Genomic DNA, 14,806 nt, shown 5'->3' on the forward strand with positions numbered 1-14,806 from the left:
GTCCGATCAGAGCGACAGCGCGCGCTTGACCTCGGCCAGAGTGGGGTTCGTGGCCGTCGAGCCGTCGGCGAAGAGCACGGTCGGCACCACATGGTTGCCGTTGTTGACGCTGCCGACGAAGTCGGCCGACTCCGGGTTCTGCTCGATGTCGATCTCGGCGTACTCGATTCCGGCCTGGTCGAGCTGGGTCTTGAGCCTGCGGCAGTAACCGCACCACGTGGTGGAGTAGACGGTCAGCGCGGCCGGGGTCTGCGGGGTGTTCTCGGTAGTGGTCACGTGAACAGTCAACAGGAGCGCAGGCGCGATTGTTCCGGCCGACACCTGCATCGGCCGTCGGCCACCCGGTTCGGCCCCGGGTGGAACTGTCGGTACGCACTGACACAATGGTCCTCATGGCTGACGACGCGATGACCGCCGGACTCGATCCGGAGCAATCCGCGGCGGTACTGGCTCCCCGTGGCCCGGTCTGCGTTCTGGCCGGTGCGGGCACGGGAAAGACACGCACGATCACCCGACGTATCGCCCACCTCGTCTCTGCCGGGCATGTGTCCTCGGGGCAGGTGCTGGCGGTCACGTTCACCGCGCGCGCGGCCGGCGAGATGCGTGGCCGTCTGCGCGAGCTCGGCGTCGGGGGAGACGGTCCTCCGGTGCAGGCTCGTACGTTTCACGCCGCGGCCATGCGCCAGCTCAAGTACTTCTGGCCGCAGGTGGTCGGCGACACCGGCTGGCAGCTGCTCGACCGCAAGTTCACCGTCGTCTCGCAGGCGGCGAACCGCGCCGGGGTGTCGACGTCGACGGACGCCATCCGAGATCTCGCGGGGGAGATCGAATGGGCCAAGGGATCGCTGATCGCACCCGAGGACTATCCGCGCATCGCGGCGAGCAATCGCCGTGACGTTCCGATGGACGCGACCAAGGTCGCCGCCGTGTACGCGGGTTACGAGGAGCTCAAGTCTCGCGGTGGAGACGGGATGTTGCTCGACTTCGACGACCTTCTGCTGCACACGGCCGCTGCGCTGGAGGAACATTCGTCGGTGGCCGACGAGTTCCGTGAGCGCTACCGCTGCTTCGTCGTCGACGAGTACCAGGACGTCACTCCGTTGCAGCAACGGGTGCTCGACGCCTGGGTGGGCGAGCGTGACGATCTCACCGTCGTCGGCGACGCGAACCAGACCATCTATTCCTTCACCGGGGCATCTCCGCGGTATCTCCTCGACTTCTCACGGAAGTACCCCGAGGCCACCGTGGTTCGGCTCGAGCGCGACTACCGTTCCACGCCCGAGGTGGTGTCCCTGGCCAATCGCGTGATCGGTGCCGCTCGCGGTCGCATCGCCGGCACCCGACTGCAGTTGATCGGTCAGCGTCAGCCGGGGCCCGAGCCGGAGTTCTTCGAGTACGACGACGAGCCTGCGGAAGCCGACGGTGTGGCGCGTGCGGTCAAGCGATTGATCTCGAAGGGCGTCGAGCCGGCCGAGATCGCGATTCTGTACCGCATCAACGCACAGTCGGAGGCACACGAGCAGGCGTTGACCGAGCTGAAGATCCCCTACCAGGTGCGTGGCGGCGAGGGGTTCTTCACCAGGCCCGAGGTGCGGCAGGGAGTCAACGCGTTGCGGCAGGCAGGCGGCCGTGACGATCTGCCCGACGGCGCACAGGCGGGCGAGGGACTGCCGGCTCTGGTGCGAGCGGTGTTGGCCCCGCTCGGCCTCACGGCAACCGAGCCGACCGGTGCACAGGCCCGCGAGAAGTGGGCCTCTCTCGGCGGTCTGGTGCAGCTCACCGAAGAACTTCTGGTGCACGATCCGGAACTGACCCTCGAGAAGTTGTTGGGGGAGCTCGCCGCGCGCGCCGAGGCGCGGCACCCACCGACGGTCCAGGGCGTGACCCTCGCGTCGCTGCATGCGGCGAAGGGGCTCGAGTGGGACGCGGTGTTCATCGTCGGTCTCGCCGACGGCACTCTGCCGATCTCGCACGCGATCGGCAACGACCCCAGTGCCAACAACGAGGCGGCCGTCGAGGAGGAACGCAGGCTGCTCTACGTCGGTGTCACCCGCGCCCGTGTCCACCTGCATCTGTCCTGGGCGCTCGCCCGCAACGAGGGTGGACGCAAATCGCGGCGGCGGTCGAGGTTTCTCAACGGTCTGATACCCGAGGACTCACCCGCCTCGCGTATCGCCGCGCCCGCTGCCAAGAAGTCCGGCCCCAAGTGCCGGTTGTGCGGGAAGCCGTTGATCGGCACGTCCGCGACCATGCTGGGTCGATGCGACAGTTGTCCGTCGAACGTCGACATCGCCCTGCTCGACGCGCTGAAGTCGTGGCGATTGGACAAGTCCCGCGAACTGAAGGTGCCCGCCTACGTGGTGTTCAGCGACAACACGCTGACGGCCATCGCGGAGCAGCAACCGCAGGACGAGCGTGGGTTGGTCGCGATTCCGGGAATCGGGGCCAAGAAGCTGGAACGGTTCGGCGAAGAAGTTCTCACCGTGGTGCGAGCCTCGGACACGTGACGCGGAGGTCCGAAAATCTCCGTAAAACCGCAGGTAGAAAATAACTTGTGCAGATATCGGCGGGGGGCTTAGTCTGTTTCACGTGCCGCGGGAGATCGCGCACTGTCCAATCCGCCGACGAGACCAGAACAGGAGCTGAAGAAAATGATCAACACATTGCACGCCGCCGTTGCCGACGCAACCGTCGCGTTCAGCCCTGTCCTCGGCACGGCACCTTTCGGAGTTGCCCCCCTCGGCACTCATGCCGCCGCCGCAGGCTCTGTTGCGCAGACGTGGATTCGTTCCTCCGCTTTCGGCCCCATCCACGAGTCCGCATACGCGGCCTCGGTGTCGAATTCCGCCCAGGTCGCCCTGGCACCAGGAGCGAAAGCAGTTGCTCAGGCAGCTCGACGTCACCGCGCACCACGTGCGTCCGTGCTCGACAGCAGACACCGACTTCACTGTCGGTAGACGCTTCGACAAGCCCCACCAGGCCACGGACCCGCACTCGCGGACCGTGGCCTTTCTCGTTCAGGTAGTTCCTCTATCCGAGCGTGAGGCCGACTGGTTCGCATCACCCCTCGAACCGATAACGACGCCGCACGAAAAGTAGAGGAGACCGACGTGTCAACCGCCACGATCCGGACGACATGCCGACCAGAGTCCGAAAGTGCCTACGCTGCACAGTATTCGACCGAATCGGTGGAACTGGCCTTGTCGGTGCCCTGCCGAGCGGCGAACCCCGACATGTGGTTCGCCGACACCCCTGCCGAACTCGAGCAGGCCAAGGCGCTGTGCGCCGAATGCCCCATCCGGCGTACCTGCCTGAGCGCGGCCCTCGACCGGGCCGAGCCGTGGGGCGTCTGGGGCGGCGAGATCCTTGAGCAGGGTGTCGTCATCGCCCGCAAGCGTCCCCGGGGACGGCCACGCAAGAACGCAGCGTGACGCCCGAGACCGGTGCCCGGTTTCGCCGAACGAATCAGTCGGTGAAGCCGGGCATCCACTCGGTCAGGATCGCCATGTACGGCGCGTAGGCGTCGAGTTGGGCACAGATCCCGACCAGCCCGCCCAGCACGCGAAAGATCATCACGTATTCCGCAGGCATGTTCAGTGCCCGAACGGTGCGGAACTGCGCGCTGTTGAAATCTGCAGCGGTGCCCGCGGCCTTCTGCAGCCAGGCCCGGGTGAAGTGGAACGATTCGGTGTGAATCGGATCGGTGAAGGGACGCAGATAGTCTTCGATCTCCTTCTCTGTCACCGTTCGGCCCGGCACCACGAAGCCGCTCTCCGTGAACAACACCACGAGCTCGTCGAACTTCTCGTCGCGTGCGAGCGAGACCATACGACCCAGGACGGGCGGGAGACCGTCGGGCATCGGAGCGCACGCACCGAAGTCGATGACACCCATGCGTCCGTCGTCGAGCATCATGAAGTTGCCCGGATGAGGGTCGGCGTGCAGCAACTTCGCCCGCGCCGGGGACACGAATGCGAACAACGCGAGCAGTTCGCCCGCCCGGTTACGCTCCTCGGCCGTCCCGTTCGCGATCACATCGGCCAACGGCCTGCCCGTCATCCATTCGCTGACAACGACTTTGGGAGCACTGGCGACGATCTTGGGAATCGCGAACTGCGAGTCGCCTGCGAATTCCTTGCTGAAGGCACGTTGATTCGCGGCCTCGATACGGTAATCCAGCTCGTCCTCGGTACGGGCCGTCAATTCTTCGAGCACCGGCTTGACGTCCGTGCCCGCGAGCACCGTGCTGAACAGGTTCGCGAACCGCGACAGCGTCTTGAGGTCGGAGCGCAATGCGTCGTCCGCGCCGGGGTACTGGATCTTGACCGCGACATCGCGTCCGTCGGCCCAGGTTGCGCGGTGCACCTGTCCGATGCTCGCCGACGCGATCGCAGTGTCGTCGAAATCGAGGAAACGTGACCGCCACGCAGTTCCGAGTTGCTGGTCCAACACCCGATGCACGGTCTTCGCGGGCATGGGCGGGCCCTGCGCCTGCAGTTTGGTCAACGCCTCGCGGTACGGCTCCGAATACTCCTCCGGAACGGCCGCTTCCATCACCGAGAGCATCTGCCCGAGCTTCATGGCACCGCCCTTGAGCTCCCCGAGGACGGAGAAGAGCTGTTCGGCTGCCTTGGCGGCCATGTCCGCATCGATTTCGTCACGATTGCCGCCGGCGAGCTTCTTGCCGAACCCCATGGCGGCACGACCGGCCATCCCGAGGGGAATGCTGGCCAGTTTTGCAGTACGAGTCGATCCACGGCGCGGTATGTCAGACACAGCTCCATCATGGCTGAACCTTCCGACAATTGCTCGGACCGCCCCGCGCCGACCCCCATCGGTCGTGGTGAGCTCGCTACGGGCATGTGTGGTCAGTGCCAGCAATCGCAGTGAGGATGCTTGGACCACAGGCGTTTGTGCACGGTGGTTCCGGTTGCTGCGAAGTCCAGTTCCATGGTGCAGTCGGCGGTCTCGGGAAGCGCGGCGTCGGAACGGCCGATGAGGTTCTCCAACTGAGCGAACGCGAACGCTGCCGTGGCCAACACCGTCGCGCTGCTGGCCTGGCCGACCGTGCCGAGCAGTTGAGCGGAAAGATGCGGCCACTCGGGCTCGAAGTCGCATCGCGTCAGATCTGCGCACCGTAGGCAACTCGTTCGACCGGGCAACACGAAAGGACCGACGATGCCCTTCCCGTCTCGCAGCCGCACCTGCAGATGTGGGATGCGCAGCCGCACCAGGTCGGTCACCAGTCGAGGTTCGGCAACCAGATCGTCGGCGAGCACCACGACGTCGTAGTTCCACGACCTCACCACCGAGTGCGGATAGCGTGTCGGAGTCAGACTCGTTCGACTCACCGTGACACCGGTTCGACTCAGACCGGAGGCCAACGCGTCCGAGATCGGACCCCGCCCCACGAGGTGCACGGTCTTCACCGTCCCCGGTCCGGCCTGCGACGCATGCGGCGAGGCGTCGGGCGGAACGGGTTCCCTCGTGCCGTGCATCAGCAACCCGGAGTCCTCCAGTTCGCCGAGCATCGCCGATGTCCGATTGGCCGACAGTCCCAATGTCATTGCGTGACAGACGATATGAGGCCTGGAATGGCCCGCGGCCAGCAGTCGGAGTATTTCGAGTATCGAGCCCGGTTCGGCACCGGGAGGTGGCGTGACGACGACGCTGGTCTCGGGATTCCAGCCCAACTGAACGGTGCCGTCTCGACGCGGCAGAATTGCCACTGCAGGATCGAGTCGAACGGTCGGAGTGATCATGAGACACACTCTGACAGCACCGACAACGAAGAACGCCCGCTCAGGGCACGTTATCCACAGGGTGGAAGTGCCTCCGAGCAGGCGTTCGACGGTCTCGATCGAAGTGGCGCGAACCCGACGGTTCAGGGTGTGGATGAACCCTTCTCGGGATCTCCGTCGGTGCCCTCGTCGTCGCCTTCCGCGGCGCGTTCGGCAGCCTCGGCGCGCTCCTTGGCCTCCATCGCCTCGAGCTGCGCGATCGGGTCGTCGAAGCTCGACGTTCCACCGCCGACCACGCGGTCGATGAACGCCGCGGGGTTGTCCAGGTCCGAGGAGTCGGGGAGCAGATCGGGGTGTGCCCACACACCGTCGCGTCCCTCGACGTCGGCTGCGGCGAGGAGCTGACGCCACAGCTCGGCGGCCTCGCGAACCTTGCGGGGTCGCAGTTCGAGGCCGACCAGCGTCGCGAAGGTCTGTTCGGCAGGGCCTCCCGACGCCCGGCGGCGCCGGATCGTTTCGCCGAGCGCGACGGCACCGGGCAGGCGGTCGCCCAAAGCGGCTGCAACCACTGTCTCGACCCATCCTTCGACCAGGGCGAGCAGTGTCTCGAGACGCTCGAGTGCGTGCTTCTGCTCCGGCGTCGTCTGTGGCTCGAAAGCACCCTGCTGCAGGATCGCCTCGATCTTCGACGGATCGGTCAACGCGGACGGGTCGAGTCCTGCGGCGGCCTCCTCGATGGCCGAGAAGTCCATCCGGATGCCGCGCGCGTACTCCTCGACGGTGGCCAGAACCCGTTGCCGCAACCACGGAATGTGGCTGTACAGCCGCTGGTGGGCGGCTTCACGTGCGGCGAGGAACACCAATACCTCACGGTCGGGCTGCTCGAGTCCCTCACTGAACGACGAGATGGCCGACGGCAGCAGTGCCGCTGTTCCCGACGGTCCGAGGGGCAGGCCGATGTCGGTGGAGGTCAGCACCTCTTTCGACAGCTGGCCGAGTGCTTGGCCGAGCTGCGAGCCGAACGCCATTCCGCCCATCTGCGTCAGCATGCCCATCATCGGACCTGCCATCTGCTGCGCCTCGGCGGGCAGGCCGGAGGTCCACATGCCCGAGATCTGCTCGGCGACCGGGTCGCACAAGCGCTTCCAGGTGTCGATCGTGTTGTCGAGCCAGTCGACCGGCGTCCATGCAACGGTCTTCGTAGCACCGGCCGGCAATGTCGTCGCCCCGTCCAGCCACAGCTCGGCCAGGTGTGCGGCGTCGGTGATGGCCTCTCGTTCGCCTGCCGACACCGGGCTGAAATCGCCCATCTGCTGACGTGCGAGCTGTTTGGCCAGGTCGTAGTTCACCGGCCCCGAACCGGTTCCGCCCGCAGCTCCCATACCGCTGAGCATCTGGCCGAACTGGGTGAGCATCTGGCCCAGCTGTGCGGGGTCGAATCCCTCGCCGCCGAAGCCGAAACCGGCAGGGTTGCCCGAGCCGTCCGGATCCTTCTTCTTGTCCGGGTCGTCGTCGGAGGCACCGAAACCAAAATTGCTCATGACTCAACGGTACAAGCCCGACGAACGGAGAGAGTGGTGGATCGTCACGCTGACGGCGAACAGTCCGAGCCGTGAGATGTCGGCACGGACGTACTCGGTAGGGGCGGTCTGCACCGTCGACCGTATTCGGATCTAGTGTCTACGGAGTGAACCGAAGGATCGCCACTCTTGTCGCTGCGCTGGTACCTGTGGTGGTGCTGGGCGTCACGGGCTCGGTCGTCACCGTTCCGTTCGCCGCTCTCGGCCCCGGCCCGACGTACAACACTCTCGGTGACGTCGACGGGGTACCCGTGGTGCAGATCGACGGAACCGAGGTCGACCCAACCGCGGGCCACTTGAACATGACGACCGTGGCCGTACGCGATCAGCTCAATCTGTTCGAGGCACTCGGCTTCTGGGCCAGCGGCAGGCAGGGACTCGTTCCGCGCGAGGAGGTCTATCCGCCGGACATGTCGAAGGAAGAAGTGCAGGAGGGTAATCAGGCGGACTTCGAGGAGTCGGAGTCCAGCGCCGAACTCGCCGCGCTGCATCATCTGGATCTGCCGGTGACGCTCGCGGTGGCGAGTGTGGCCGATGACGGGCCCGCTGCCGGCGTGCTGAACGTGGGGGACACGCTCGTCTCGGTCGACGGAGCCCCGGTGTCCACGGCGTCCGCGGTTCGCGAGGCGGTCAGCTCCAGGGCCCCGGGTGATTCCATCGATATCGAGTACGTCCGGGACGGCACGACGCGGACGGATTCGGTGGTGCTCGAAGCCCGGCCCGACGACGAAGCATTGGGGTACCTCGGCGTCACGCCCGAGGAGCAGCCGGACGTGCCGTTCGACGTGACGTTCAACCTCGCCGACGTCGGTGGACCGTCGGCCGGACTGATGTTCAGCCTGGCCGTGGTCGACAAGCTCAGTCCCGGTGAGCTGAGCAACGGAGAGTTCGTCGCGGGGACGGGGACCATCGACGCCGAAGGCACGGTCGGCCCCATCGGCGGCATTCCGTACAAGCTGATCGCCGCCCGTGAAGCCGGAGCCACCACGTTCCTGGTGCCGGACGCGAACTGCGGTGAGGCGCAACAGAACGTCCCCGACGGCCTCAGGCTGGTGCGTGTCGAATCGTTGGACGGTGCAATCGACTCGCTGCAGGCGATCGGCTCCGGCGGCGACGTGCCGTCCTGCAGCTGACCCAGCCCAATCGCTAGTCGTCGTCGACGGTATCGAACGTGGCGTAGAGACCGTGCACGACGTTGGGGGCCAGGTCCTCCGCGATGCGAAGGTCGATGGGTGCGAAGGGATCGGCGTCCTCGTCCGGGTGCAACTGCAGAAGAGTCAGGGACGGACCGTCCTTGAGAACCGCGACGATCAACCGAGCATCTCGTTTCTCGGGATGGTTCTCGGCGGCCGAGCGAGCGGCCTGGTCGGCGGCATCGGGATCGGCGAGTAGTGGGATCAAGGCATCGTCGAGGGTCGATTCGGCTGCTGGGGGAAGAACCACGATCTCTTGGACCAAGGCGCATCCGACGACACCCTCGGGCCACGTGGAGGTGGCCAGGAACTCGTCCAGGGCGGGGGAGCCGCCGGTGATGTCCTCGGGTAGCGAATGCTGTTGGATCGGAGTCAGGGCAGCGCCGTCGGCCAAATCGTCGAGCAGTCCCGGCTCGGCCGCGGCGAGTGCGGCTGTGGGCACCAAAGCGAACATCTGGGGTGCCTGGTGCCATCCGCCGGCATCGACGAAGTCCGCCACCTCCCGCGCACACCGTGCCAAGGCGTCGGCCACATCCTGTCCACCCGTCTCGGGGTCGAACTCGACACCGAAATCGTCTCGGCCGGGCACTCCGTCGCTGTCGTTGCTCACCGCACTATCCTCGCATTCGGATGGTTCCTCGGATGCGAGGCTCCTGACCTGCGGTCGGCTGTGGCCGCGGTACGGGCGTCGCAGCCGTAGGATCAACGTACGTACAGTAGGGCGAAACGGACATGCGGCGCACGGCGAGTGCGCCGCCGAAGTCATCTGCGGCGCCGGTCGGCGTCGCCCGAAGTTGGAGTGTGGCTCGTGGGCATGAGGCCCCCCACCGGTATGCCGTCCTTGTCGCGGCGCAGCCGGATCTTGCTCGTATTGGCCTTGGTAGCAGCAGGTTTGCTACTCATCGGTCCCCGTCTGATCGACGTGTACACGAACTGGCTGTGGTTCGGCGAAGTCGACTTCCGCGGCGTGTACACCACCACTCTGCTGACGCGGTTGGTGATCTTCTTCGTCGTCGCCCTGGTTGTCGGACTCATCGTGTTCGCAGCTCTGGCGGTGGCGTACCGCAACCGTCCGGTGTTCGTGCCCGTCGCCGGGCCCAACGATCCGATCGCGCGATACCGCACCACGGTGATGAGCCGACTGCGCCTGTTCGGCATCGGAATTCCTGTGGTGTTCGGGTTCTTGTCCGGCATGATCGCCCAGACCAATTGGGCGACCGTGCAGTTGTTCATCCACGGCGGCGACTTCGGCATAACCGACCCGCAGTTCAATCTGGATGTCGGTTTCTACTCGTTCGACCTCCCGTTCTACCGGTTCATCCTCAATTGGCTGTTCGTCGCCATCCTGGTTGCCTTCTTCGCGAACCTGGTGACGCAGTACGTGTTCGGTGGAATTCGTCTCGCCGGGCGCGAGGGTGCACTCACTCGCGCAGCGCGGATTCAACTCGCGGTTCTGGCCGGTACTTTCGTCCTGCTGAAGGCCATCGCGTACTGGTTCGATCGGTACACGCTGCTGTCGAGCAGTCGCAAGGAGCCGACGTTCACCGGTGCCAGCTTCACCGACATCAACGCGGTGTTGCCGGCCAAACTGATCCTGCTGGCAATCGCCGTCATCTGTGCGATCGCCTTCTTCGCAGCGATATTCCTGCGTGATCTCCGTATCCCGGCGTTGGCTACGGCTTTGTTGGTGCTGTCGTCGATCCTCATCGGTGCCGTCTGGCCGCTGGTGATGGAACAGTTCTCGGTGCGCCCGAACGCGGCGGACAAGGAGAGCACGTACATCGAGCGGAACATCGCAGCAACCCGAGACGCGTACGGCTTGAACGACGACGTGGTCACCTATCGGGACTATTCCGGTGAAGCAGCATTGAGCCCCGGCGAGGTGGCGTCCGAGTCGGCCACGATGTCCAACATTCGCTTGCTCGACCCCAACATCCTCGCGCCCACCTTCACCCAGCAGCGTCAGATTCGTAACTTCTACGGGTTCCCCGACACGCTGGCCGTCGACCGATACCCGGATGCGGACGGCAACCTGCGCGACTATGTCGTTGCAGCCCGCGAGATCTCACCGCAGACGCTCGACGCCAACCAGCGTGACTGGATCAACCGCCACACCGTGTTCACACACGGAAACGGCTTCGTCGCAGCGCCGGCCAACTCCGTCGACGAGGCCGTCGCAGACGAATCAAGCGGTGGACGCGGTGGTTACCCGAACTACCAGGTCAACTGGATCGAGAACGATTCCGAGGGCACCATCCGCAAGGACGGACCCGGCGACCTGGATCAGCCGCGCATCTACTTCGGCCCGGTCATCGCCAACTCCGACGCGGACTACTCGATCGTCGGTTCCACCGGCGAGCCCCGCGAGTACGACACCGACAGCAAGAGTTACACCTACACCGGTGCCGCAGGCGTCGACGTCGGTAACTTCTTCAATCGACTCGTGTTCGCCAGCAAGTACGCCGAGCGCAACATCTTGTTCTCGAGCGTGATCGGGGACGAGTCGAAGATCCTGTTCAATCGTGACCCCCGCGACCGCGTACAGAAGGTCGCACCGTGGTTGACCACGGATGGATCGACCTACCCGGCGATCGTCGAGGGCAAGCTCGTCTGGATCATCGACGGGTACACCACGTTGGACAACTTCCCGTACGCCCAGCGGATGTCGCTCGAGGACGCCACTGCCGACAGCATCGAGTCGACGACGACACGTGCGTTGCCGAGCCGAGAGGTCTCGTACATCCGAAATTCGGTGAAGGCCACCGTCGATGCCTACGACGGCACCGTCAAGCTCTACGAGCAGGACGAGAACGATCCGGTGCTCAAGGCATGGGAAGGAGTGTTCCCGGGAACCGTCATCCCGAAGGACCAGGTGTCCGACGAGCTGCGCGATCACTTCCGCTACCCGGAAGACCTGTTCAAGGTCCAGCGTGAACTGCTGACCAAGTACCACGTCAACGATCCGCGAGAGTTCTTCACCAACAACGCGTTCTGGGAGGTTCCCACCGACCCGACCGCAGAGAACACCGCGGCCAAGCAGCCCCCGTACTACGTCGTCGCATCCGATATCTCGAACCAGGAGAATCAGGCGTCGTTCCAGCTGACCAGTGCGTTGGTCGGTTACCGCCGAGAGGTGTTGGGCGCGTACGTCAGTGCGGATTCCGATCCGGAGAACTACGGCAAGATCACCGTGTTGAGATTGCCGACGGATACATCCACGCAGGGTCCTAATCAGGTGCAGAACCAGATGACGACCACGACCGACGTGTCCGAGAGTCTCGGTATCGTGCGCCGTGAGAACACCGTGGAGTTCGGAAACCTGCTGACACTCCCGGTCGGCGACGGCGGATTGATCTACGTGGAACCGGTGTACGCCTCTCGTACCAACGAGGCGTCGGCCTATCCGCAGTTGATTCGGGTGTTGGTCTCGTACGAGGGCCGCGTCGGGTACGCCGCGACACTGCCCGAAGCGATCGAGCAGGTGTTCGGAGCGGGTGCCGGACGCACAGTCACCGCACCCGGTGAGACCGACGGAACCACGCAGCCCGGCGCTGTTCCCGAAACCGCGCCGTCCGACGGTGGTACGCCTGCGGCAACTCCGGCCCCGGCCACCGGTGGTTCGACGACCAGGGATGCGGCCGTGTCCGAATTGAATTCGGCACTCGCGGCCGTGCGCACTGCGCAGCAGAGCGGAAATCTCGCGGAGCTCGGTACTGCGTTGGAGGATCTGCAGACCGCCGTCGATACCTACAACCAGGCAGGTAACTGATCGCTGAGGCCACGGCCTGCTGACCGAGCGGAAGAGCCGCCTCACCGAATGGTGAGGCGGCTCTTTCGTCGTTCGTCACCTGGCTCGTTCACGCGGTACAGCGGTACAACGCCGAGGTGAGTGGCAGTTCGACGAACTGCCGGGCGATCAGCGTCCGATGGGCGCGAGCACCGGGGCGTTGGCAGCAACGAAGTGCTGGAACTGCGTGCTCAAGCCGTACTGGTCGGCAAGCTTGGACGCTGCGTCGAACGCGCCCTGTGCAGCCTGCGTGGCCGCTGCGGCCTCGGGAGCCACGGCCGGTGCCGGTGCCGGAGCCGGCTGCGGTGCCGGTGCGGGAGCTGCCTCGGGCTCGGGAGCGGAGGCACCCTTGCTCAGCTGCTGACCGCACACGGGCCATGCGCCCGGTCCCTGGGTCTGAAGGGTGTTCTCCGCGACGCGGATCTGCTCGGCCTTGGATGCGTTGGCCGGTGATCCGGATCCGCCGTTGGCCGTCCAGGTGCTCTGAGAGAACTGCAGGCCACCGTAGTAGCCGTTTCCGGTGTTGATGCTCCAGTTGCCACCGCTCTCGCACTGCGCGACCGCGTCCCAGTTGTTCGGGGCTGCGTTGGCGGTTCCGGCAGAGACACCGAGGGGGATTGCTACAGCGGCACCTGCGATGACGGCCATTCCGAGTGCGCGCTTGCCGACATTGTTCAGTGTGGTCATTCGGGGTGAATCCTCTCCGCGCTCGACTGGCGCGACTGGCCTGCAATCACCTCGCCGGTGTGGATGGCGTTGGTGACCAGGCGCTTCGTATCGTCGCGGCTCTGCCCCCGTACGTCTTGGGGACCACACCCGCGGGGCAGAGCGAAAGGAGCGGCGGGGTGGTGCAGGCCCAGCGGTTTAGGGCCGTCCGTGAAGGTAGTCGAGGATCTGCTCACCGTCACTGAGCCGTAATGGGATGGTCGATGTCCACATATTGGGACGACGGGGGGTGTTTCCGCAGCTCAGACCAGCTCGTGGCGCTAATGTTTCTACTTCGTAACCCGAACGTTATGTGACTCGAAACACGCCCCAAAAGAGACGCGGAGCACTATTTTCTGCGGTGTTCGGCGTGATAAACGCGTGCCGTGACGCGTCGCGGTGCACTCGTCGGGGTGCGCGAGGACGCGGAGAAGTCACGTGATTTGCATTGGTTGTACGCACGGGAGTAACTTCGTAGACGCAACGCGGGGTGGAGCAGCTCGGTAGCTCGCTGGGCTCATAACCCAGAGGTCGCAGGTTCAAATCCTGTCCCCGCTACCACTGAAGAAGACCCAGGACATATGTCCTGGGTCTTTTTTCGTGCTCTGATGGGTCCGGAACGGACTCTCGGCCGCAGTCTGCACGTTCGATACCGGAAGGTTCGCCTCGCATGATTCTCCCCGCCGTCAGAGATCCGCGCCTCATCACCGTGCATCGCGGCGGCCTTCTGTCCAATGACGACCATCGGAGCCTTGCGCTCTGGGCGGCCGAGTGTGCGGAACATGTTCTCCACCTGTTCGAGGAGCTCGAACCTTCCGACTCGCGGCCGCGTGAGGCAATCGACGGTATCCGTGCGTGGACGCGCGGCGAGCTCGCGATGATGGCAACCCGCGCTCTCGGCGGGCACGCCATGGGTGCGGCACGGCCGCTGCACGGTTGCGCTCGCTTCGCCGCATACGCCGCGGGGCAGGCAGCCTGTGTGGCACACGTACCCGAACACGACCTCGGAGCGGCCGCCTATGCCATCAAGGCAGCTCGGGCGGCCGCACGTGACGGCCTGGAGCCGAGTGCAGGTCTAAAGGAACTCGAATGGCAGCGCGACCGGCTCCCGAGCAGTGTGCGAAAACTGGTGCTGGAAGACCAGGAGAGAAGGAACAGTATCTGTTGGTCTTTGTTCGCCTGATTACGTCCAGGTGACCGATACCGTCAGAAGCTCGCGCGGGACGATCACCGACCGCAGATCGGTCGGCGTCAGCAGTGTTCCTGGCACCAGAGATACGTCGGGCAGGAAGCGAACGGTGGTGCCGGTGCTGCCGGTCGACGCAGCCGAGCTCAGCTCGGTGACGGGAACTCCGTGCTCGTACCGTCTGGTCCACGAACCATCGACCCGCCGGTTGGTGTGTTCGAGCATCCGCGAGAGAGCAGCCACTGTGGACATCCCACGTCGAGCGTGTCCGTCGTCGAGCATGACGGGCTGTGATTCGTCGAAGAAGCGGACATCTTTCGTGCTGACGACGGGCTTACGGATGGCTACTCCGTCGTCGAGCCTGGTGTCGGTGCCTCGACCTGCGTCGGACACCTCGACAGTCCCGTCCGCGCCCAACACGACTGTCGCGTGACCACCGCCCTGATGTTCTGCTTCGTCCACCGCGTAGGCGAGTACCTCGAGAACCAGGTGCAGAACTCCGCCGGGCGCGTATTCGCCGGGTCGAGATCTGATGTGCGACAGATGATCCAGATCGACGTCCACCGACCAGTCGTGTGTGGTCGTGGACCACGTGTGGCGACTGGGCATCGGGA

13 protein-coding genes and 1 tRNA gene are annotated in these 14,806 nt (G+C 65.1%); 7 read left to right on the forward strand and 7 right to left on the reverse strand.

The window, feature by feature from the left end:
- Positions 1-6 precede the first annotated feature (6 nt).
- The gene (locus R3P95_RS00725) at positions 7-276 is read right to left on the reverse strand and encodes a mycoredoxin (protein ID WP_032398313.1); all 270 of its coding nucleotides are present in this window, start codon (positions 274-276) and stop codon (positions 7-9) included.
- A 116-nt stretch (positions 277-392) separates the two neighbouring features.
- On the opposite strand from R3P95_RS00725, the gene R3P95_RS00730 reads away from it, so the two are divergent.
- The 3 genes from R3P95_RS00730 (at position 393) to R3P95_RS00740 (ending at position 3,431) form a co-directional block, all read left to right on the forward strand.
- Positions 393-2,507, forward strand: a complete 2,115-nt coding sequence (locus R3P95_RS00730; RefSeq protein ID WP_373455157.1) for an ATP-dependent DNA helicase UvrD2 — start codon at positions 393-395, stop codon at positions 2,505-2,507.
- A 144-nt stretch (positions 2,508-2,651) separates the two neighbouring features.
- Positions 2,652-2,957, forward strand: a complete 306-nt coding sequence (locus tag R3P95_RS00735) for a hypothetical protein (RefSeq protein ID WP_317547125.1) — start codon at positions 2,652-2,654, stop codon at positions 2,955-2,957.
- Positions 2,958-3,110: 153 nt separating this feature from the next.
- On the forward strand, positions 3,111-3,431 hold the full coding sequence (locus tag R3P95_RS00740; RefSeq protein WP_037189857.1) for a WhiB family transcriptional regulator: 321 nt from the start codon (positions 3,111-3,113) through the stop codon (positions 3,429-3,431).
- Positions 3,432-3,465: 34 nt separating this feature from the next.
- Here R3P95_RS00740 and R3P95_RS00745 read toward each other — a convergent pair whose 3' ends face one another.
- From R3P95_RS00745 to R3P95_RS00755, 3 genes are all read right to left on the reverse strand, one after another.
- Positions 3,466-4,776: an ABC1 kinase family protein gene (locus R3P95_RS00745; protein WP_068045967.1), complete on the reverse strand. Its 1,311-nt coding sequence runs from the start codon at positions 4,774-4,776 to the stop codon at positions 3,466-3,468.
- A 92-nt stretch (positions 4,777-4,868) separates the two neighbouring features.
- Positions 4,869-5,762: a hypothetical protein gene (locus tag R3P95_RS00750; protein ID WP_149405485.1), complete on the reverse strand. Its 894-nt coding sequence runs from the start codon at positions 5,760-5,762 to the stop codon at positions 4,869-4,871.
- A gap of 122 nt (positions 5,763-5,884) precedes the next feature.
- Positions 5,885-7,282, reverse strand: coding sequence for a zinc-dependent metalloprotease (locus R3P95_RS00755; RefSeq protein ID WP_269593544.1), 1,398 nt, complete (start codon positions 7,280-7,282; stop codon positions 5,885-5,887).
- Between the two features lie 146 nt (positions 7,283-7,428).
- Between R3P95_RS00755 and R3P95_RS00760 the strand changes: the two genes are divergently transcribed.
- Entirely contained in the window at positions 7,429-8,454 is a 1,026-nt protein-coding gene (locus R3P95_RS00760) for a YlbL family protein (RefSeq protein ID WP_269593545.1), read from the forward strand.
- Between the two features lie 13 nt (positions 8,455-8,467).
- Here the strand turns inward: R3P95_RS00760 and R3P95_RS00765 are convergent, their stop codons facing one another.
- Positions 8,468-9,046, reverse strand: a complete 579-nt coding sequence (locus R3P95_RS00765; protein WP_317547312.1) for a PPA1309 family protein — start codon at positions 9,044-9,046, stop codon at positions 8,468-8,470.
- A gap of 276 nt (positions 9,047-9,322) precedes the next feature.
- On the opposite strand from R3P95_RS00765, the gene R3P95_RS00770 reads away from it, so the two are divergent.
- A complete protein-coding gene (locus R3P95_RS00770; protein ID WP_188078571.1) occupies positions 9,323-12,283 on the forward strand; it encodes a UPF0182 family protein in 2,961 nt (986 codons plus the stop codon).
- A 147-nt stretch (positions 12,284-12,430) separates the two neighbouring features.
- On the opposite strand, the gene R3P95_RS00775 is transcribed toward R3P95_RS00770, so the two are convergent.
- A complete protein-coding gene (locus R3P95_RS00775; protein WP_317547126.1) occupies positions 12,431-12,988 on the reverse strand; it encodes a transglycosylase family protein in 558 nt (185 codons plus the stop codon).
- A 502-nt stretch (positions 12,989-13,490) separates the two neighbouring features.
- Here R3P95_RS00775 and R3P95_RS00780 point away from each other — a divergent pair.
- Together R3P95_RS00780 and R3P95_RS00785 are read left to right on the forward strand one after the other, a co-directional pair.
- Positions 13,491-13,567 (forward strand) — tRNA-Met (locus R3P95_RS00780).
- Between the two features lie 109 nt (positions 13,568-13,676).
- Positions 13,677-14,189: a putative immunity protein gene (locus R3P95_RS00785; protein ID WP_317547127.1), complete on the forward strand. Its 513-nt coding sequence runs from the start codon at positions 13,677-13,679 to the stop codon at positions 14,187-14,189.
- Here the strand turns inward: R3P95_RS00785 and R3P95_RS00790 are convergent, their stop codons facing one another.
- A complete protein-coding gene (locus R3P95_RS00790) occupies positions 14,190-14,801 on the reverse strand; it encodes a DNA topoisomerase subunit B (RefSeq protein WP_317547128.1) in 612 nt (203 codons plus the stop codon). It abuts the gene before it with no gap.
- Positions 14,802-14,806: the final 5 nt, after the last annotated feature.

Origin of the sequence: Rhodococcus cercidiphylli, from assembly GCF_033042225.1 — a bacterium.
Lineage (GTDB): Bacteria > Actinomycetota > Actinomycetes > Mycobacteriales > Mycobacteriaceae > Rhodococcoides.